An 18,211-nucleotide genomic window follows, 5' to 3' on the forward strand; every position below is an offset into this window, starting at 1 on the left:
CCCCAAAAACCGACCATTCGTCTTGTCAACAGCGGTCTTGCTACCATTCGCCTTATACTCTTGCTGTATTGACGAGAAATAACAAGATGGGAGTTTGGTATGCGGAAGTTTATTTGGCCTTGTGGTGTCGCCCTGTTTTGCTTTGCAACAAGCGCAGCAGCCGTTCCCCCGCCACCGCCACCTACCAGCAACGCGCCAGCCGTAAACGCCGAACCCGGTAATGTGCTGAAGGCTGCCCAACAGGCGGGCGTATTGCGTGTTGCCACTGAACCGGATTTCCCGCCACTCTATTGGGTTGATGAAGCGGGCAAGGAGCGAGGCTTTGAATACGAGCTGGCGCAGCGCATTGCCAAAGCCCTCGGCATCCCCAACGTTGAGCTGGTGGAAGACGATTACGACAAGCTGCCCACCTTGGCAAAAGAGGGCAAAGCTGACATTTTCATGGCGGGCTACGTCCCCGACGACTCGATTGAAGGGATCTCATGGTCAAACAGTTATCTGGATTTCGGTCTGTGCCTGATTGTCCCCAAAGGTAGCCCGGTCAAAACCATCAAACAGCTCAAGGGCAAAAACATTGGCGCTTACGATGACCCTGCCGTTACCCGCTGGATCGACGAAAACATTGCCAACCGTAAAGCGGTAAAAACCTATCTGGGGCCGGGCTGGTTGTTCCACGTGGATAACCGTGAGGTGGATGCTGCCATTTACGACTACCCGCTAGCTTTGGAAGAAATCAAAGCCTTCAAACGCCTGCAAATTGTTTCCTTCAACCTCAATGAAAGCAACTACGCGGTAGGTTTCAAGTCAGGCAACCCAGAATTGCAGCAAGCCCTCAACAGCGCCATCGAGAGCATCGAAGCCAGCGATGACTATGTTGGCCTGATCAAACGCTACTTGCCCTTCAAGATTTCTCAGGAAGTCCCCGAAGGCAGCGACACTTACACGATCCAGCGCGGTGATACCCTAGGAAAAGTTGCCACGGAAAAATTGGGCACGACCGCAAGCTGGAAAACGATCTGGGAACTCAACAAATACCGCATCCCCAACCCCAACCTGCTGGAAGCGGGTGATATCCTGATCATGCCAAAATCCAAGGAGACGTTATGAGACTTACCCGTTTCTGGATTATTCAAATCTTCATTATTGCATCACTGTTTGCCATCCTGATCGGCAGCTACCTGTTCTCGTTTGGCTGGTTTGCCACCAAGCCCACTCTAGTGAAACAGGCCGCACCCAGCACTGCGCCAGTCAGCGTCACACAAACCGAACAAGCAACACTAGCACCGCCCGCAACATGCGGCACAGCGGGGAAAATCCCTTCACTAAGCGACATTGCGGACAGTTTGGGCAGTCATGATGCGCAACGGCAAACAAGCTGTTTCAGCTTCTTACAAGCCGAAAGCATGGCAGGCGACAAGGGTGCAGTGTTGTGGCTAGGCCGGGCATACCATAATGGTTGGGGTGTAGCGAAAAATCTGGAAGAAGCGACCAACCATTACCAGCAGGCCGCGACGGCTGATGACGCCGCTACCCGTGATTCTGCCAAGCAATGGTTGCAACAGTTGCAGCAAGAACAGCCGCAACTGTGACTGGCTTTAAACCTGCCAGTTAACAAAGTTTTCCAGCAGTTTCAGGCCATCATCGGCGGACTTTTCAGGGTGCGCCTGAATCGCGAACACATTGTCACGCGCAATCGCTGACGCATAGCTGATGCCGTATTCGGTAGACCCGGCAATCAGATCTGGCGTTACTGGCTCCACGTAGTAGCTGTGCACGAAATAGAAGCGTGCCCCGTCGGGGATGCCTTTCCACAGCGGGTGTTCCATCTGCTGCCACACCTGATTCCAACCCATTTGCGGAATCTTCAGGCGCACACCGATTTCCTGATGCACGGTGCCGAAATAGCGCACGTTGCCTTCATACACACCGAGGCATTCGATACCGCTGTTTTCTTCGGAATGCTGCATCAATACCTGCATTCCCATGCAAATGCCGAGGAAGGGTTTGGTCTGGATGACTTCGCGCACCACGTCCGCCATGCCACGGGTTTCGAGTTCACGCATACAGTCACGCGCCGCACCTTGCCCCGGAAACACCACTTTGTCCGCTTGCAAAATCATGTCAGGGTCGGCGGTAATCACCACGCTGGCAGCCGTTCCGGCAGCGTGGGCGACGGCGCGTTCCACCGAGTGCAGGTTGCCCATGTTGTAGTCGATGATAGCGATTTTTTGCATTACAGCGACCCTTTGGTGGATGGCATGATGCCCGCCATGCGCGGGTCGAGTTCCAGCGCCATGCGCAGCGCCCGCCCGAAGGCTTTGAAAACAGTTTCGGCAATGTGGTGAGAATTGCGCCCTTTGAGATTGTCGATGTGCAGCGACACTAACGCATGATTCACGAAACCTTGGAAAAATTCGTAAAACAAATCCGTTTCAAACGCACCAATGCTGGAACGGGGGTATTCCACCTGATGTTCTAGCCCCGGTCTGCCGGAAAAGTCGATAACCACGCGGGAAAGCGCTTCATCCAACGGCACATAGGCGTGCCCGTAACGGCGGATGCCTTTCTTGTCGCTGACGGCTTTCGCAAAAGCCTGCCCCAAGGTAATGCCGATGTCTTCGACACTGTGGTGGTCGTCGATGTGCTTATCACCCTTGCATTCGATGTCGAGGTCGATCATGCCGTGGCGGGCAACCTGATCGAGCATGTGTTCGAGGAAGGGGATGCCGGTGTCAAAGCGGGCTTTGCCGGTACCATCGAGGTTGACGGTGACGCGGATTTGGGTTTCGAGTGTGTTGCGTTCTACGCTGGCGGTACGTGCGGTCATAGCTAAACCTGTAACAGTGAGTTTGCCCAGATTCTAACACAGTGGGTGGCTTGCTCTCTATGCTCCAATACCACAGCCCCTACCGTGCTACCCTGCCAGCAGCTTTTCCGTCATCCGCGCCGCCTGTTCCCCGTAACTCCCGCCGAATAAGTTGAAATGGTTGAGGATGTGATACAGGTTGTACAGCGTCTTACGTACCGCATAGCCGCTATCCACCGGCCATGCCGCCTGATAAGCCGCGTAAAAATCTTCCCCGAAGCCACCAAACAGCTCGGTCATGGCAAGGTCGGTTTCACGGTCGCCGTAATACACCGCCGGGTCGTAAACCACCGGGCTGCCATCCGCGAGATAAGCCAGATTGCCACCCCACAAGTCACCGTGCAGCAAGGAGGCTACAGGCTGGTAGTCAGTGAAGAAAGCGCCTAATGCATCCTTAAGCTGCATCCCCAATTCATACGACCGACCGGGGTAGCCATTGCGCCGCGCCCGTTCAAGCTGAAAACCGAGGCGGTATTGCTGCCAAAAGCTCACCCAATCAGCATCTTGTGGATTACGTTGCGGGCTAGCACCAATGGTATTGTCACGGAACCAGCCATGTTGAGCGGCAGTATAACGGTGCAGCGCCGCCAGTTGTTCACCAGCCTGCGAGAGGTTGCCCAGATTTTGCAGCGGCAAGTATTCCAGCAGTAAGTAAGCGTGATTCCCCTCGACACCATAGCCCAACGGCTCAGGTGCACGTAGGGTGTTACTGGCGCGAATAGCTGCCAGCCCCGCTGTTTCTGCTGCAAACATTTCCAGCATACTGGCTTGATTCAGCTTAAGGAAATAGCGGGAACCATCGGCAAGTGTTACCTTATTGGTTTGGTTGATACACCCGCCACTGGCGGCTTCAACGCTGCGGATAACAACAGCATTCCCCACATGGCGCTGGAGCACAAGTTGGGTCAGGGTGGTGGTGTTAGGTTTCACTTAATTTGACACTAGGATCATGAATATGAAGTATACATTGTGTGCCGCAATGGCATTGTTGGCAACCCTTCCCGCCCATGCTGACGACAGCGCCACCGCAGGCTGGAATGTGGGTTTGGCTGCGACCGTTAGCCAATCGCCCTTTGTTGATGGTGATGCGGCACTGAGTGGCAAACCTGTCATGCTCGGCAACAATGAGTTTGATATTGCAGGCCCTACACTATCCTTAAGCGCCACCCCGCAACGCGAGTTTTATATCGGCGCGGGTCTGGATGACTGGGATTATGAGCGCGGCGACAGCCCCACGCTGCAAGACATGAAATCACTGGATCGCGCCATCAACCTGCGGGTCGGTGGTGCATGGAAACTCGCCAGCGGCAGCGCTACCGTTGATCTAGCACAAGATGTAGCGGGCGCACACAAAGGTGCTCAGGTCAAAGCACGTTACACCCAACGGCTTGCCGGGTCATACGCCGCCGTGCGCCCGTATATGGAAGCGCAATGGCTTTCCGCCGACATGACCGACTATTACGTGGGCGTGGATGCGGATGAGGTCAAAGCAGGCCGCCCAGCCTATCAAGCCGATGCCGCACTGGCACTGAAAGCAGGCGTGCTGCTGGAACAGCCGATCAGTAAACGCCTGACCTTGGTGGGTGAGGCAAATGTTACCGGCTACGACAGCGCCATCAGTGACAGCCCGATCATCGACAACAGCACCATTTGGGGTGGCGCGATGGGTGTTGCCTACCGCTGGTAAAACGCCTTATTTTCCCCCGCTTAATTGCTGAACTTCGGCGATGGCGGGGGCAGAACCTTCAATATCGAACTGAGGTGGGAACGATTCACGTACCGCAAGTACCTTCAACTGACCAGCTTTTTCAAGCGCACGAATCTTCATTTCTACCGGATCGGGTTTGGCGGCAGTGCCGTGTATCGTGGCGCGGCTGGTGGGGCTGTTGTCCGTTGGCGGAGTGCAAGCACTGAGGGTGGCGAGACAAAATGCCAGTGTGCTGAGGGTTTTCATGATGCGTCCTTGGGTTGAGTGGAGACACAAAAGCTTGCGTCTCCACGCCCCCATTGTCAAATCTTACGCTTTGCGGCTAACCGCTTCTACGCCTGCAAACGCCGCCATGTTCACAATCCCGCGCACCGTGGTACTTTCCGTGAGGATATGTGCCGGGTAATTCGTACCCACCAGCATAGGCCCAACAGGTGTGCCTTCGCCCAGCATTTTCACCATATTGTAGGCAATGTTCGCTGAGTTCAGATCCGGGCACACCAGCAAATTGGCTTCGCCTTCAAACGCGGCGTTGGGGAACAAGCGGTCGCGGATTTCCTGTGACAGCGCCGCATCCGCATGCATTTCGCCTTCGGCCAAAATGTGCGGGTACTTCTCGCGCAGGATTTCCAACGCTTTGCGCATCTTGTCGGAATGCTCGTTCATGCGGCTGCCAAAGTTGGAATGCGACAGCAACGCCGCCTTCGGTTCCATCCCAAACCCCGTAATCAGTTCCGCTGCCAGTGCGGTATTGTCAGCAAGCTGTGCGGGCGTAGGTTTGACACCTACGTGGGTATCGGACAGGAAATACGTGCCTTTTTTCAGGATCAGCATCGTGACAGCCGCCACGTCAGCCAAGCCGGGGCGAGCGCCAATCAGGTCACGCACGTAATGCAGATGGGAAATAAAGTTACCTTCTACCCCGCAAATCATCGCATCGGCATCCCCACAACGCACCATCACCGCCGCGATTTGGGTGGTACGTGCGGTCATAACACGACGGCTATAGGTCGGGGTAATGCCTTTGCGGCACATCACCGCGTAATGTTCCGCCACATGCTTTTCGTAGTGGGGGTTGTTACGCGGGTCAACCACTTCGATGTCTTTGCCGATCTTCAGGCGCAGGTCGTAAGCGGTAATATTGCGCTGAATGCTTTCCGGGTCGCCGATCAGGATCGGTTTGCAAATGCCGTCATCCACCAGTTGTTGCACCGCATTGATGACACGTTGTGATTCACCTTCGGCAAACACAATGCGCTGCGGGTTGAGTTTGGCGCGTTCAAACACCGGCTTCATGGTCATGCCGGAGCGGAACACGAAACTTTCCAGTTGACGCCCGTAAGCCTCGAAATCGGTAATCGGGCGAGTAGCAACCCCGCTATCCATCGCTGCCTTGGCAACACGCGGCGGGATAATGGTCATCAAGCGCGGGTCAAACGGCTTGGGGATCAGGTAATCGCGCCCGAAGTGGAATTCCGCACCACCGTAAGCGGAGACCACTTCGTCGGAAGCTTCGCGGGTGGCAAGGTCGCCAATCGCTTCGACCACGGCGATTTTCATCGCTTCATTGATTTCGGTTGCGCCCACATCCAACGCACCCCGGAACAGGAACGGGAAGCACAACACGTTGTTAACCTGGTTCGGGTAATCGCTGCGCCCGGTGGCCATAATCGCGTCGGAACGCACTTCGTACACCAGTTCCGGGCGGATTTCAGGCTCAGGGTTGGCGAGTGCGAGGATGAGGGGGTTTTCCGCCATCACCCTGACATGCTCCTGCTTGAGCACACGCGGCGCAGACAGGCCGAGGAAAACATCCACCCCGTCCATCACATCATCCAGCGTGCGGGCGGTGGTGTCGATGGCGTAAGCGGCATTGTACGGGTTCATTTCCTCCTCACGCCCTTTGAAAATGATGCCGAAACGGTCGTTGACGATAATGTTTTCTTTCTTCAGACCCATTTCCACCAGCAGGTTGAGGCAGGCAATCGCTGCCGCACCCGCGCCGGAACACACCAGCTTGATGTCTTCGATATTCTTGCCTGCGACGCGCAAACCGTTACGGATAGCGGCTGCCACGCAAATCGCCGTACCGTGCTGGTCGTCGTGGAACACCGGGATTTTCATGCGGGCTTTCAGACGCTTTTCCACCTCAAAGCATTCTGGCGCTTTGATGTCTTCGAGGTTGATGCCGCCAAAAGTGGGTTCCATCAGGGCGATGGCTTCGACCAATTTATCCACATCCAGCGTGTCCAACTCGATGTCGAAAGCGTTCACACCGGCGAATTTCTTGAACAGTACCGCCTTGCCTTCCATGACGGGCTTGGAGGCCAGTGCGCCAATCGACCCTAGCCCCAGCACCGCTGTGCCGTTGGAAATCACCGCTACCAGATTGCCACGGGTGGTGTAATTGGCCGCCAACGTCGGGTCGGCGGCAATCGCCAGACTCGCTGCCGCCACACCAGGGGAATACGCCAGTGCCAGATCGCGCTGGTTGGTCATGTTTTTGGTCGGGGTCACTTCGAGTTTGCCCGGCTGCGGGAATTCGTGGTAATCAAGCGCGGCTTGGTCTAGTTCGTCTTTCATAGCGGTCTGTTATCCTCTCTATTTTTAGCGGGAGGTGGCGGAATTCCGCCGCCTGACAAAATGCCTTCTGGCGGGATTCCGCCGTTTGTCTGATATTACCTGACTTTTGTGCAATGCGAAAATATTTATTAAGCAATTGTTTTTAAAAGACTTTAAATATTTATCTGTCAAAAGGGCAACGTTGGCACGTTTCTTCCAATATAAACCACTGAATCACACACGTTTAACTTTGGAGAGAGAGAAACATGAAAAAAGCATTCCTGAGCATTACTGCTGCCGTGGTACTGGGTCTGGCCTCACTGAGCGCACAAGCTGAGCCGATTACCGTCAAGTTTTCCCACGTCGTTGCTGAAAACACCCCTAAAGGCTTGATGGCCAACAAATTCAGGGATCTGGTCGCGGCTGATCCGGCACTGAAAGACAAGGTAGTCGTTGAAGTATTCCCCAATTCCCAGTTGTTCGACGATGACAAGGTAATGGATGCGATGCTGCTGGGCGATGTGCAGATTGCTGCACCTTCCTTGTCCAAATTCCAGAAATACAACCCGCAACTGTTAATTTACGATCTGCCTTTCCTGTTCAAGGACATCGCAGCAGTCGACAGATTCCAGCAAAGCGAAGACGGTCAGACACTGCTGACTTCCATGAAAGACAAGGGTTACATCGGTCTGGGCTATTTGCACAATGGCATGAAGCAGCTTTCTGCCAACAAGCCACTGAAAACCCCTGAAGATGCCAAGGGGCTGAAATTCCGCATCCAGACCTCTGATGTGCTGGCAGCGCAGTTTGAGGCCGTCGGTGGCGTGCCGGTCAAAAAGCCGTTTTCCGAAGTCTTCACCCTGATGCAAACCAAGGCGATTGACGGTTCTGAAAACCCTTGGTCCAACATCTACTCCAAGAAATTCCACGAAGTGCAGAGCGACATTACCGAGTCTGACCACGGCGTACTCGACTACATGGTCATTACCTCCTCCGAATTCTGGGATGGCTTGGATGAAGATGTGCGTACTGCACTGAAAAAGGATATGGATGAAGCAGTCACTTACGGCAACGAAATGTCCGTCAAAAAAGCTGACGAAGACAAGCAAGCGATCATTGATAGCAAGCGTTCCACCGTTTACACCCTGACCGCCGAAGAGCGCCAGAAGTGGGTCGATGCGATGAAGCCGGTGTGGGACAAGTTCAAGGACACCATCGGTGCGGATTTGATCGACAAAGCGTTGAAGGCTAACGAGGGGTAGCCGGGAAAAGCCTCTCCCCTGATCGGGGGAGAGGTTTCTCTTTACGTGAGGGGTATTTAGGGAGAGGAGGGAGAACGTCAATGCTCAAGATCATTCACCGTCTCGAAGAAAACATCATTGCACTGCTGCTGGTTGGCATGACGTTGCTGGTGTTCGTCGAGACTATTTTGCGTTTCGGTTTCGGCATGGGGCTGATGTGGTCAGAGGAACTGACCTTGCATCTATCCGCGTGGATGGTGCTGTTTGGCGCATCCTATGGCCTACGGGTCGGGGCGCATATCGGCGTCGACTTTCTGGTTAAAAAGTTTTCGGAAGAGACCCAGCGCATTATCGGCCTGATCATGGTCGCGGCGGCGTTGGTGTATTGCATCCTGTTCATGTATGGCGCGTGGGAATATCTGGGCAAGATTTATAAGGTAGGCATTGAGCTGAACGATATGTCTATCAAGAAGTGGCAGGCTCACAGCATCCTGCTGGTCGGTTTCCTGCTGATCGGAATTCGCCTGATCGAAATCGGTATACGGATGTGGCGCTATGAACAGACCATGATCAGTATGCACGATGAAGCCAAAGAAGTATTGGAACTGCAAAAAGAAGCCGTGGGAGGTTTGAAATGACCATTGCCTTCCTATTTATCCTGCTGTTTGCGCTGATCTTCTTCGGAATGCCAATTGCCATTTCCTTGGGTTTGGCGAGTATCACCACCATCCTGCTGTTTTCGCACGACTCGCTGGGGTCGATTGCGCTGAAGTTTTTTGAATCACAGTCGGGTCACTATACTTTGCTGGCGATTCCATTTTTCATCCTGTCATCCGCATTCCTTTCCACGGGTGGGGTCGCACGGCGTTTGATTGATTTTGCGATTGCCGCTATCGGGCATGTGCGCGGCGGGCTGGCGATGGCCTCGGTACTGGCGTGTATGTTGTTTGCGGCGGTTTCCGGTTCTTCCCCTGCCACGGTCGCGGCCATTGGTGCAATCGTCATTACCGGCATGGTGCGGGCAGGTTATCCGATGGCGTTTGGCGCGGGTGTTATCACCACGGCCGGAACGCTGGGTATTCTGATTCCGCCGTCCATCGTTATGCTGGTGTATTCCGCTGCAACGGAAGTATCAGCGGCGAAAATGTTTGAGGCAGGCTTTATCCCCGGCATCATGATGGGCTTGTTACTGATGGTGGCTATCTACATCGTGGCGCGGGTGAAAAAACTGCCTGCGCAACCCTTCCCCGGTTTCCGCACCCTCCTAGTAACCGGCGGGCGGGCATTGGGTGGGATGATGCTGATCTTCATCGTACTGGGCGCTATTTACGGCGGGGTTGCCAGCCCGACGGAAGCGGCAGCAGTGGCGGCGGTGTACGCTTTCCTGATTGCTGTTTACGGCTACCGTGACATTGGCCCGCTGAAAGGCAAGCCGTGGGTAAGCGAAGGCGAGAGCACTAGCGCTGCAATCATGCGTAACCTGCTGTATTTCCCGCGTGCAATGGTGATGTCAGTCGGCGATCAGGAAGTGCGCAAGGTCATTATGGATGCGGCGAAAGTGAGCATCATGTTGCTGTTCATTATCGGTAACGCGATGTTGTTTGCGCACGTACTGACTACCGAACGGATTCCGCACCACATTGCTGAAACGATTGTGGGCTGGGGATTACCGGCTTGGGGTTTCCTGATCATCGTCAACCTGTTGCTATTGGCGGCGGGGAATTTCATGGAGCCTTCTGCGATTCTGCTGATCATGGCGCCTATCCTGTTCCCGATTGCGGTCAAGTTGGGCATCGACCCGATTCACCTGGGCATCATTATGACGGTGAATATGGAAATAGGCATGTTGACGCCGCCGGTGGGCTTGAACTTGTTCGTCACGGCGGGGATTACCGGCAAAAGTATGGGCTGGGTCATTAAGGCATCGCTGCCTTGGACGCTGTTGCTGCTAGGCTTCTTGCTGCTGATCACATACGTTCCGCAGATTTCGCTGTGGTTGCCGGAATACCTGAACGAATTGCGTGGGTTCGCACCGGGTTCCTGATGTTGTAAGACTTTCTTTTTGTGTGGTTTGCGCCTGTATCTTCATGGTCAGGCGCTGTTTTATCCGAGGCTAGAATGAACGAACTTAAACCTTTCAAGACCATCCTGTATGCCACCAATCTGGGCGACAGGATGCGCCCGGTGTTCCGCCATGCCCTCAATATGGCACGCATCCATCACGCCAAAATCATCATGCTGCACGCCGTCGCACCGATTGGCTCGACCGGGCAAGCGATTTTGTCGATGTATTTGCCTGACAAGCAAGTGCACGACATCGAGCAGGAAAGCCTGAACCAGCTCATCGACACCATGCGCGAACGCCTGAAAAACTATTGCGCGGAAGAAGATGATTTCTGCAAGGACAAGGATTCGCTCATCGACAAAATTGTGGTCAGCCCCGGCAACCCTGCACACGTCATCAACCATTATGCGGAAGCGCACGCAGCGGATTTGATCGTGATTGGCAGCCATACCCGCCACGCCAATGATCACACCATGCTGGGTTCAACGGCGCGGACGGTGACGCAACATAGCAAGGTTCCGGTGTTGATTATTCCGAACGGGGAATAGTTTGTCTCTCTAGTTGTATTGTGGTACTTGCGCCTGTCAGACTCCTCGTCGGCAGGCGTTTTTTTGTACAAAATAGCGTTATTTACCCTTATTTTGTGTCTAAGACTGGAAAAAATAACCCTTACTTTATCAGTTGTCGTGGCAAACGCTAGGGTCGATGGTGATACGGTTGTGTGTATTCATTCGCTATCCCTCATGTGCTTTTCAAAAAGCATACCATAATACTCAGTGGCTCATACGCACAGAACTAAGCCGCCCGTTGTTACGGCAAATGCAGGCATGACTTGAATTCACGTAGCATGAAACTCCGCTATCCAATCCTAAACACCATCGCCAAACCCATTTGCCCGCAAGTCGGCTATACGCACGATCATCGAACGGTTCGGGTCAAACGGGGTGTCTTCAAAACCCCAATGCTGGTAAAAGGTGCGGATGCTGTCATCTAATGGGTGGGTGATCATACAGGCACACCCGATTTGTTCGCTGATTTGCACCGCTGTCTTGAAGGCAAAGAATAGCAGTGATTTTGCCAGCCCTTGTCCTTGATAGTTCAGATCAACTGCCAGTTGCCCCAGTAGTACGGCGGGCACAGCTTCCGGGCGGTTACGCTGTTGGGCTTTGGGTAGGAATTCACGGCGGATTTCCGCAGCCGTTAGGGCAACAAAACCGGCAATTTTACCTGTCTCGGTATCGCAAATGACATTGGTGCGCGAGATGCCGAATTGCTGGTTTTTCCACGCATGGCGTTGGAACCACGTATTCAGCGAAGGCTTGCCACAGTCAAAATCATTACGCTCATCGTCTTCCGCCAAGGGGCGGGGTTTGCTTATTTTTCCCATACTGGCGTACTGGCGGCTAGGTGTTTCAGCGCAGAGATTTCTTTGGCGGGTGCATCGAGCCACGCTTCAAACTGCTCCCAAAGGGCGATGGGAATTTCGACGATACGTCGCTCCATGACTTCCAGTTCGGCAGATTCCACGGCTTTGCGGCGAATGAATTCGCTCAGGGTAGTGTGTGCCTGTTTGGCAGCAGTTTCCAGCAGGCTGCGTTCATTGTCGTTGACGCGGACGCTGAGTATGGAAGTGGACATGGTGTGATCCTCGATATGCTTATTGTCATACAATAGCATACTTGGGATCGTTTTGTTGAGATCACCTAAACCATAGCTGTACTGAATTGACTTCCTCCCCTCCCTAAAAGAAGGGGATTCCTAATTCATCGAGAACAGGACAACGACACCGAAATGCCATCACCGCTAACATTCTCTCCAAAGGCTAACACCGCCAGTCCGGCGGCTAAAATGTTACGTGCTGCATTCACGTCACGGTCATGGGTTGCGCCACATTCGGGGCATTCCCAAGACCGCACGTCCAGCGGCATGTTTGCTTTCACGAAACCGCAGCCGTTACAGCGCTTGCTGGAAGGGAAGAACCTATCGATTTCGACATACGTCCTGCCTGCCCAGTTGGCTTTGTACGCCAGTTGGCGGGTAAATTCCCCCCAGCTTGCATCCGCAATGTGCTTGGCCAGTGTCGGGTTCTTAATCATGTTCTTCACGGCGAGGTTTTCAACGCAGATCACTTGGTTCTCGTTTATTAATCTGCGGGACAGTTTGTGCAAGTTGTCCGAACGACAATCGGAAATCTTCGCGTGAACACGGGCAACTTTGCGTTTGGCTTTCAGCCGGTTCTTGCTGCCGCGTTTCTTCTTGGCAAGACGGCGTTGATACTTCGCCAGTTTAACCGCGTGTTGGGCGGTGTGGCGGGGATTGCCGGACTTAAAACCGTCAGAGGTGACGAACAAATCCTTGATGCCCACGTCGATGCCTGCCTTTTTGTCGGTGACGGGCAACAGCGTGGGTTCAAATTCACACAAGCAAGACACGAAATAGCGTCCGGCCTGATCTTTGGAAACAGTAACGGTGGTGGGGTCAGCAGGAAGTGGTCGACTCCACTTGATGTTCAGCGGCGTAGCGCACTTCGCCAGTTTCAGTTCACCGTTGCGGAATGTAAAAGCACGGTAAGTAAATTCTGCCGACTGGCGATACTTTTTGGATTTGAAGACAGGGTATTTTGCCCTGCCCTCAAAAAAGTTCTTGAACGCGGTTTGTTGGTTCCGCAAGCATTGTTGCAGCGGAACACTGGAAACGTCGTTCAGAAAAAGCCGTTCGGGCAGTTTTTTGATGGCGGTCAATCGCGCATTAGCATCCAGGTAACTGACCTTTTCCTGAGTCTGATCGTAAGCATCCGTGCGGTAACGCAAGATGCTGTTGTACACGTAACGCACACAACCAAACGTCTGCGCCAGCAACTTTTCTTGTTGCGGGTCTGGGTAAAACCGGAATTTGTAGGCGCGTTTCGTTGGCATGACTCACAGTGTAGTCCATGCCGTGTTCGTTGTGCCTGTTTAACCAAAATAGCGTAAACGAAAAGAGGAGCGAGAACAGGGTCGGCTCCGCCGACGCGCTATCCCTCCCCGCCCTGAAGGACGGGGTATCTCGCGCAAGATGGATGAAAATGCCTGACGTTGTGTTCAATCGGATATTTTGTCCTCCGTGCATCCCGCCATTCTTTGCATCCGTGCCTCAAACTTGAGTCATTAGATTTTTCGATAACAAGAAAATATAAGCAGATAAATAAAATTTAATTAAATTAATTTTTATTTGCACTACTATTTTTCTGTTAGTCTCAATGAAAGTACACCACCAAACAATCAAGGAAACTTATCATGGATATAGGTATTGCGGCATTAATGGATATGATCTATCGGGACTTGACACTGCAATCTTCATAGCCAATGACAAAGAAAAAATAGTAAAATAAAAACTAGCACTGCCAAGAAAATCTGATTAGTCAGAATTCAAATCATTCAATTACAACAACTGCAACTCCTCTTATACTTCTCCATCTTCCCAATCCCCGGATTAAACGTATTGGTCGGGTCAAGCTGCTTATAAAACTCGCGTAAGCCGTTTTCCGCCTCGTACAAATGCCCGACATTGTGTTCCGCCGGATACTTCGCCCCACGTGAATCCAGCAGTTCCAGCATCGCCTTCTTCACCGCTTTCGCATCCGCGCCTTTTTTCAGGATGTAATCCTGATGGAAAACGTGGCACATGAAATGCCCGTAATACAGCGAATATTCAATCTGGCTACGAATGCTTTCTGGCAATTGTTCCACCCAGTCGCTGTCGTTGCGGCGTAAGGCAATATCCAGCGCCAACATCTCCCCGACCTTGTGGCTGTTGACGGTCTGGTAACGGATCGCCGCGCCCGCGACCGCAAAACGTTGCAAATAAGCTTTGCTAGCCTCGTCCGGCGTGCATTCAAAATACCCGCCGTCATTGGCCTTATCCGCAAAGAATTCCGGCAGGAACGCCTGCGCCTCGGCAATGCCGCCATCGCTCATTTTCAGGATCAGGTGATGTTCGTAACGGTCACGGAACGTCAGCAAACGCGCGGGCAAATGCTGCGGAAACAAATGACTTGCGCCCTGCATTACCCGGTCACTGAGGTATTTCGGCAGTAACGGCAACTTATTCAAGGTCGCATCCGTGCGCCCCTTGAGGGCGAATAGTTTCGGCATCCAGTCAGTGCCCAGCTTTTCGATGGTGAGGAAGGTATCCTTGCCGTATTTTTCCGCGATATTGAAACTGTCGCGGTGCATGTATTCGCCGACTTCCGGCACATTCTCAAAGCGGCTCAGGATGTGACGGCGCAAACGGGTCAGCACTTGCGGGTCATTCGTACCGATGTAAAAGCTCTGATCCTGCTGCGCTACCGGGAACGTATCCAACCGCACCGCAAACACCGCCAGTTTCCCGGCACTGCCGCTGGCTTCGTACAAGCGACGCGGGTCAGCATTGAAGCGCGAAGGAATCGCGGAATCCACGTCGCGCAAGCGTTCGATATACTCGCGGTCGGAAGCCATTTTGCCGCCATCATCCACGCCTTCTTTCACAAAGTCGCCGGATGCCAGCCGGGTCAGCATGGTTTCCGGCGAATCGCCCAGCTCAATGCCCAGATGGTTGACCAGTTCCAGCTTGCCATCCGCCGTTACCCGCGCAAACAGTGCCAGCTCGGTATAAGCGGGGCCGCGTTTGACCAGTGCCCCGCCAGAATTATTCGCCACCCCGCCGACAATCGACGCCCCCAAACTGGAGGAGCCGATCACCGAATGTGGCGCTCGTTTGAGCGGCTTGAGCAGTTTTTCCAACTTGTGCAAGGTTGCACCGGGGAAACTCAGCACCTGCTCACCGCCATTCAACAACACAATATCCGCCATCGCCAACGTATTGATCACCACCACTTCCCGGTCGTAATCCGCCCCGCTGGGGGTGGAACCTTCCGTCAGCCCGGTTTTGGCCGCCTGCATAATGATAATGGTGTTCGCCGCCACACAGGCTTCCAGTACGCGCCACAATTTCAGCAGCGAATCGGGGAACACCACTGCCAGCGCCGCACCACTGCCGGAACGGAAGCCGGTGCGGTAATACTCGGTGCGGCGTTGCCCGGTGGTAACTTTATCCGCACCCACGATGCCTTGCAGGGTGGTAATCAAAGGATGGTTCATGGCTTTTGCCTCACATTAATGGATCAGTTACGCCCAGCACATGGATAGCAACCAGCGTAATAATACCCGCCATCACGAGGTAGTACAGGGTCGGAATAATCGTCAGGCGAATGGTTTGCCCTTCACGCCCCAACAAGCCGACGGTTGCCGACGCTGCCACCACGTTATGGATCGCAATCATATTACCCGCCGCCGCACCGACCGCTTGCACCGCTACCAGCATCCCGCCCGACACGCCGATCAACCCAGCCGTATCAAACTGGAATTGCGCCATCATCAGGTTGGAAACGGTATTCGAGCCAGCAATGAAAGCGCCCAATGCACCCACCGCTGGGGCAAAGAACGGGTAAATGTCACCCACACCACTCGCTACCAACTGCGCCATAGCACGCGGCATGGACGGCAAATCCGCCAGATTCACCCCGGAGTTGATCAGAATCCGCACCATCGGAATGGTGAACACCAGCACAAAACCCGCGCCCAACAAGGTGCGTGAAGACTCGCCCACCGCTGCTTTCAACTCAGAAAACTTCATGCGATGCAGGAAGAACGTCGCCAAAACCACCAGCACCATGATGCCGCCCGGCAAGTACAGGAACTCGATTTTGCCGGAAATGCCTTTTTCACCCAGAATATCCACCCACGGCAATACCAGCGTGCTGTTCAGGAAACCTTTCACCTCAGTGCTCACCCGTGACAGCACCAGCAAACTCGCCAGCAAGACATACGGCAACCACGCCATGCCAATCGACACGGGCGCTTTGGCAGTCAAGCTATCCAGTTTAATTTCGATGCTACCCAGCCATTCTGCTGACCATTCGCTCGCTGGGGCAAAGTCCCACGCTTTTTTGGGGATTAAGAAACCAGCCCGCGCCGCAGGCACAACCAATGACAAACCCACCAATGCACCAATAATGGACGGGAATTCCGGCCCCAAGAAGACGCCAGCCAGTGCGTAAGGAATCACGAATGCCAAGCCTGCGAAAATCGCAAACGGCGCAACCGACAAACCTTCCACCCAGGATTTATTACGCCCGAAGAAACGGGTCAGCATGACGCACATGAACAGCGGCATCAACACACCAATGATGGCGTGGGTAATCGCCACTTCCGAGGTAATCAAACCGTAGAAAACATCCCAACTTGAACCTTGGCTGAGGAGTTTTTCACTGATACCGGCCTTGTCCAGACCGCCAGTTACACCGACGATAATGGGCGTGCCGACCGCACCGAAGGATACCGGGGTGGATTGCACCATCATGCCCACCATGACTGCTGCCATAGCCGGGAAGCCTAACGCCACCAACAAAGGTGCGACGACTGCCGCCGGTGTACCAAAGCCAGAAGCCCCTTCAATAAAGCAACCAAACAACCATGCCACGATAATGACCTGAATGCGCCGATCCGGGCTGACATTGGAAAAACCCGCGCGAATCGCGGTGATTGCCCCGGAATGCTTCAAGGTATTCAGCAGCAAAATCGCCCCGAATATAATCCACAAAATCGCCCCGGTCAGGATCAAACCTTGCAAGGTAGAAGCCAACACCCGGTTAACCGTCATGTCCCACGCGGTCAGCGCAATCGCTGCCGTCACCACAAACACCAAGGGCATCGCCCGTCGGGCGGGCCAGTTGAATCCCACCAGCAGCACGGCTGCCAGCACCAGCGGCAAAAATGCCAGTAACGAAAGCACAGTTTGGCTCATTGAAAACGCCTCCTCCAAGGTAAATAACTGGTCTTACCAATTTGACCGATAGCCAACAACTGGTAAGACCGTGAAATTCTGTAACTTTTACCAAGTCCTTGTCAATCTTTAAATTTATCTGCTTGCAATAAAGCCTGTTGCCTTTTATGATAGCCGAAATTGGTAAGACCAAAAAACAGGAAGGAAGCAAACCGTGCGGATTGCCGAACAAGTGACCCAACAACTCGAACAGATGATCACCAGCGGGCATTTCAAGTTGGGCGAACGCCTGCCTGCCGAACGCGCCTTGGCGGAACAGTTTGGGGTATCGCGCCCCTCCTTGCGCGAGGCGATTCAAACCTTGATCAGCCGTGGCTTGCTGCTCTCCAAACCCGGCGGCGGCACGTTTGTGCAAAGCGAAACGCCTCACGCAGCCGTTCCATGCAGCAGCCCGCTGGTTGAGCTGTTCCGTGAAAACCCGGAATACCGTTTCGATGTGCTGGAAATCCGCCATGCGCTGGAAGGCAACGCCGCGTGGTATGCCGCCTTACGCGCCACTGACGAAGACAAGCAGAATATCCGCGCCCGCTTCGATGACATGATCCGGCTGCATGGCAGCGAAGACCCGATGGACGAAGCCCGCGCCGATGCCGATTTCCACCTCGCCATTGTCGAGGCTTCGCACAATCTGGTGCTGCTGCAAGTCATGAAAAACCTGTTTGAACTGCTGCAAAACAGCATTTCGCACAACCTCGACAAGCTTTACACCATTCCACGGGTGTTTGACCCCTTGAGCCACCAACACCGGGCGCTCATGGAAGCGGTCATGGCCAGTAACCCCGAAGCAGCCCGTCAAGCCGCGCAAGAACACTTGGCCTTTGTGGAAGATTCCCTCAAATCCATCGACGCCGACGAAGCCCGCAAAGTGCGTTCGTTGCGTCACCTGACCCTGATTGGAAGGTAAG

The 18,211-nt window shown here is 53.8% G+C and carries 18 protein-coding genes; 8 read left to right on the plus strand and 10 right to left on the minus strand.

Annotated elements, in window-relative coordinates:
- Nucleotides 1-99: 99 nt before the first annotated feature.
- Both J9253_RS16450 and J9253_RS16455 read left to right on the plus strand, forming a co-directional pair.
- On the plus strand, nucleotides 100-1,107 hold the full coding sequence (locus tag J9253_RS16450) for a transporter substrate-binding and LysM peptidoglycan-binding domain-containing protein (protein WP_210221977.1): 1,008 nt from the start codon (nucleotides 100-102) through the stop codon (nucleotides 1,105-1,107).
- Nucleotides 1,104-1,589 (plus strand): SEL1-like repeat protein, encoded by a 486-nt coding sequence (locus J9253_RS16455; protein WP_210221978.1) that lies wholly within the window; start codon nucleotides 1,104-1,106, stop codon nucleotides 1,587-1,589. Before J9253_RS16450 ends, J9253_RS16455 begins: the two co-directional genes overlap by 4 nt.
- A 6-nt stretch (nucleotides 1,590-1,595) precedes the next feature.
- Here the strand turns inward: J9253_RS16455 and hisH are convergent, their stop codons facing one another.
- The 3 genes from hisH to J9253_RS16470 all read right to left on the minus strand — a co-directional run bounded on the left by hisH (nucleotide 1,596) and on the right by J9253_RS16470 (nucleotide 3,796).
- Entirely contained in the window at nucleotides 1,596-2,234 is a 639-nt protein-coding gene (gene hisH, locus J9253_RS16460; protein WP_210221979.1) for an imidazole glycerol phosphate synthase subunit HisH, read from the minus strand.
- On the minus strand, nucleotides 2,234-2,827 hold the full coding sequence (gene hisB, locus J9253_RS16465; protein ID WP_210221980.1) for an imidazoleglycerol-phosphate dehydratase HisB: 594 nt from the start codon (nucleotides 2,825-2,827) through the stop codon (nucleotides 2,234-2,236). Before hisB ends, hisH begins: the two co-directional genes overlap by 1 nt.
- Before the next feature lie 87 nt (nucleotides 2,828-2,914).
- Nucleotides 2,915-3,796, minus strand: a complete 882-nt coding sequence (locus tag J9253_RS16470; protein WP_210221981.1) for a fructosamine kinase family protein — start codon at nucleotides 3,794-3,796, stop codon at nucleotides 2,915-2,917.
- A gap of 25 nt (nucleotides 3,797-3,821) precedes the next feature.
- Here J9253_RS16470 and J9253_RS16475 point away from each other — a divergent pair, with 25 nt between their 5' ends.
- Entirely contained in the window at nucleotides 3,822-4,553 is a 732-nt protein-coding gene (locus J9253_RS16475; protein WP_210221982.1) for a MipA/OmpV family protein, read from the plus strand.
- Between the two features lie 6 nt (nucleotides 4,554-4,559).
- Here the strand turns inward: J9253_RS16475 and J9253_RS16480 are convergent, their stop codons facing one another.
- Together J9253_RS16480 and J9253_RS16485 are read right to left on the minus strand one after the other, a co-directional pair.
- Nucleotides 4,560-4,820 carry a hypothetical protein gene (locus J9253_RS16480; RefSeq protein ID WP_210221983.1) on the minus strand — a complete coding sequence of 87 codons (261 nt, stop codon included), beginning with the start codon at nucleotides 4,818-4,820 and terminating at the stop codon, nucleotides 4,560-4,562.
- A gap of 63 nt (nucleotides 4,821-4,883) precedes the next feature.
- The gene (locus tag J9253_RS16485; protein ID WP_210221984.1) at nucleotides 4,884-7,157 is read right to left on the minus strand and encodes an NADP-dependent malic enzyme; all 2,274 of its coding nucleotides are present in this window, start codon (nucleotides 7,155-7,157) and stop codon (nucleotides 4,884-4,886) included.
- A gap of 245 nt (nucleotides 7,158-7,402) precedes the next feature.
- Here J9253_RS16485 and J9253_RS16490 point away from each other — a divergent pair, with 245 nt between their 5' ends.
- The 4 genes from J9253_RS16490 (at nucleotide 7,403) to J9253_RS16505 (ending at nucleotide 10,990) form a co-directional block, all read left to right on the plus strand.
- A complete protein-coding gene (locus tag J9253_RS16490) occupies nucleotides 7,403-8,398 on the plus strand; it encodes a TRAP transporter substrate-binding protein (protein WP_210221985.1) in 996 nt (331 codons plus the stop codon).
- 80 nt (nucleotides 8,399-8,478) lie between these two features.
- Entirely contained in the window at nucleotides 8,479-9,015 is a 537-nt protein-coding gene (locus tag J9253_RS16495) for a TRAP transporter small permease (RefSeq protein ID WP_210221986.1), read from the plus strand.
- Nucleotides 9,012-10,421: a TRAP transporter large permease gene (locus J9253_RS16500; RefSeq protein ID WP_210221987.1), complete on the plus strand. Its 1,410-nt coding sequence runs from the start codon at nucleotides 9,012-9,014 to the stop codon at nucleotides 10,419-10,421. Before J9253_RS16495 ends, J9253_RS16500 begins: the two co-directional genes overlap by 4 nt.
- 74 nt (nucleotides 10,422-10,495) lie before the next feature.
- Nucleotides 10,496-10,990, plus strand: a complete 495-nt coding sequence (locus J9253_RS16505) for a universal stress protein (RefSeq protein WP_210221988.1) — start codon at nucleotides 10,496-10,498, stop codon at nucleotides 10,988-10,990.
- Nucleotides 10,991-11,310: 320 nt separating this feature from the next.
- Here the strand turns inward: J9253_RS16505 and J9253_RS16510 are convergent, their stop codons facing one another.
- From J9253_RS16510 to J9253_RS16530, 5 genes are all read right to left on the minus strand, one after another.
- Nucleotides 11,311-11,829 carry a GNAT family N-acetyltransferase gene (locus J9253_RS16510; RefSeq protein WP_210221989.1) on the minus strand — a complete coding sequence of 173 codons (519 nt, stop codon included), beginning with the start codon at nucleotides 11,827-11,829 and terminating at the stop codon, nucleotides 11,311-11,313.
- The gene (locus J9253_RS16515) at nucleotides 11,817-12,080 is read right to left on the minus strand and encodes a type II toxin-antitoxin system TacA family antitoxin (RefSeq protein ID WP_210221990.1); all 264 of its coding nucleotides are present in this window, start codon (nucleotides 12,078-12,080) and stop codon (nucleotides 11,817-11,819) included. The genes J9253_RS16510 and J9253_RS16515 overlap by 13 nt, the downstream gene beginning before the upstream one ends.
- Before the next feature lie 125 nt (nucleotides 12,081-12,205).
- A complete protein-coding gene (locus J9253_RS16520; protein ID WP_210221991.1) occupies nucleotides 12,206-13,357 on the minus strand; it encodes an RNA-guided endonuclease InsQ/TnpB family protein in 1,152 nt (383 codons plus the stop codon).
- Nucleotides 13,358-13,858: 501 nt separating this feature from the next.
- Nucleotides 13,859-15,562 (minus strand): D-lactate dehydrogenase, encoded by a 1,704-nt coding sequence (gene dld, locus J9253_RS16525; RefSeq protein ID WP_210221992.1) that lies wholly within the window; start codon nucleotides 15,560-15,562, stop codon nucleotides 13,859-13,861.
- Between the two features lie 10 nt (nucleotides 15,563-15,572).
- The gene (locus J9253_RS16530; RefSeq protein WP_228291408.1) at nucleotides 15,573-17,267 is read right to left on the minus strand and encodes an L-lactate permease; all 1,695 of its coding nucleotides are present in this window, start codon (nucleotides 17,265-17,267) and stop codon (nucleotides 15,573-15,575) included.
- Between the two features lie 193 nt (nucleotides 17,268-17,460).
- On the opposite strand from J9253_RS16530, the gene J9253_RS16535 reads away from it, so the two are divergent.
- Nucleotides 17,461-18,210 (plus strand): FCD domain-containing protein, encoded by a 750-nt coding sequence (locus J9253_RS16535; protein WP_210221993.1) that lies wholly within the window; start codon nucleotides 17,461-17,463, stop codon nucleotides 18,208-18,210.
- The last annotated feature ends 1 nt before the right edge of the window (nucleotide 18,211 follow it).

This window comes from Thiothrix litoralis, from assembly GCF_017901135.1.
Classification (GTDB): Bacteria; Pseudomonadota; Gammaproteobacteria; order Thiotrichales; family Thiotrichaceae; genus Thiothrix; species Thiothrix litoralis.

Coding starts and splice junctions, on each gene's coding strand:
- J9253_RS16485 (WP_210221984.1), bottom strand. CDS start 7,157: ATGAAAGACGAACTAGACCAAGCCGCGCTTGATTACCACGAATTCCCG.
- J9253_RS16490 (WP_210221985.1), top strand. CDS start 7,403: ATGAAAAAAGCATTCCTGAGCATTACTGCTGCCGTGGTACTGGGTCTG.
- J9253_RS16500 (WP_210221987.1), top strand. CDS start 9,012: ATGACCATTGCCTTCCTATTTATCCTGCTGTTTGCGCTGATCTTCTTC.
- hisB (WP_210221980.1), bottom strand. CDS start 2,827: ATGACCGCACGTACCGCCAGCGTAGAACGCAACACACTCGAAACCCAA.
- J9253_RS16515 (WP_210221990.1), bottom strand. CDS start 12,080: ATGTCCACTTCCATACTCAGCGTCCGCGTCAACGACAATGAACGCAGC.
- J9253_RS16520 (WP_210221991.1), bottom strand. CDS start 13,357: ATGCCAACGAAACGCGCCTACAAATTCCGGTTTTACCCAGACCCGCAA.
- J9253_RS16530 (WP_228291408.1), bottom strand. CDS start 17,267: ATGAGCCAAACTGTGCTTTCGTTACTGGCATTTTTGCCGCTGGTGCTG.
- J9253_RS16455 (WP_210221978.1), top strand. CDS start 1,104: ATGAGACTTACCCGTTTCTGGATTATTCAAATCTTCATTATTGCATCA.
- J9253_RS16510 (WP_210221989.1), bottom strand. CDS start 11,829: ATGGGAAAAATAAGCAAACCCCGCCCCTTGGCGGAAGACGATGAGCGT.
- J9253_RS16475 (WP_210221982.1), top strand. CDS start 3,822: ATGAAGTATACATTGTGTGCCGCAATGGCATTGTTGGCAACCCTTCCC.
- J9253_RS16480 (WP_210221983.1), bottom strand. CDS start 4,820: ATGAAAACCCTCAGCACACTGGCATTTTGTCTCGCCACCCTCAGTGCT.
- J9253_RS16495 (WP_210221986.1), top strand. CDS start 8,479: ATGCTCAAGATCATTCACCGTCTCGAAGAAAACATCATTGCACTGCTG.
- hisH (WP_210221979.1), bottom strand. CDS start 2,234: ATGCAAAAAATCGCTATCATCGACTACAACATGGGCAACCTGCACTCG.
- dld (WP_210221992.1), bottom strand. CDS start 15,562: ATGAACCATCCTTTGATTACCACCCTGCAAGGCATCGTGGGTGCGGAT.
- J9253_RS16505 (WP_210221988.1), top strand. CDS start 10,496: ATGAACGAACTTAAACCTTTCAAGACCATCCTGTATGCCACCAATCTG.
- J9253_RS16450 (WP_210221977.1), top strand. CDS start 100: ATGCGGAAGTTTATTTGGCCTTGTGGTGTCGCCCTGTTTTGCTTTGCA.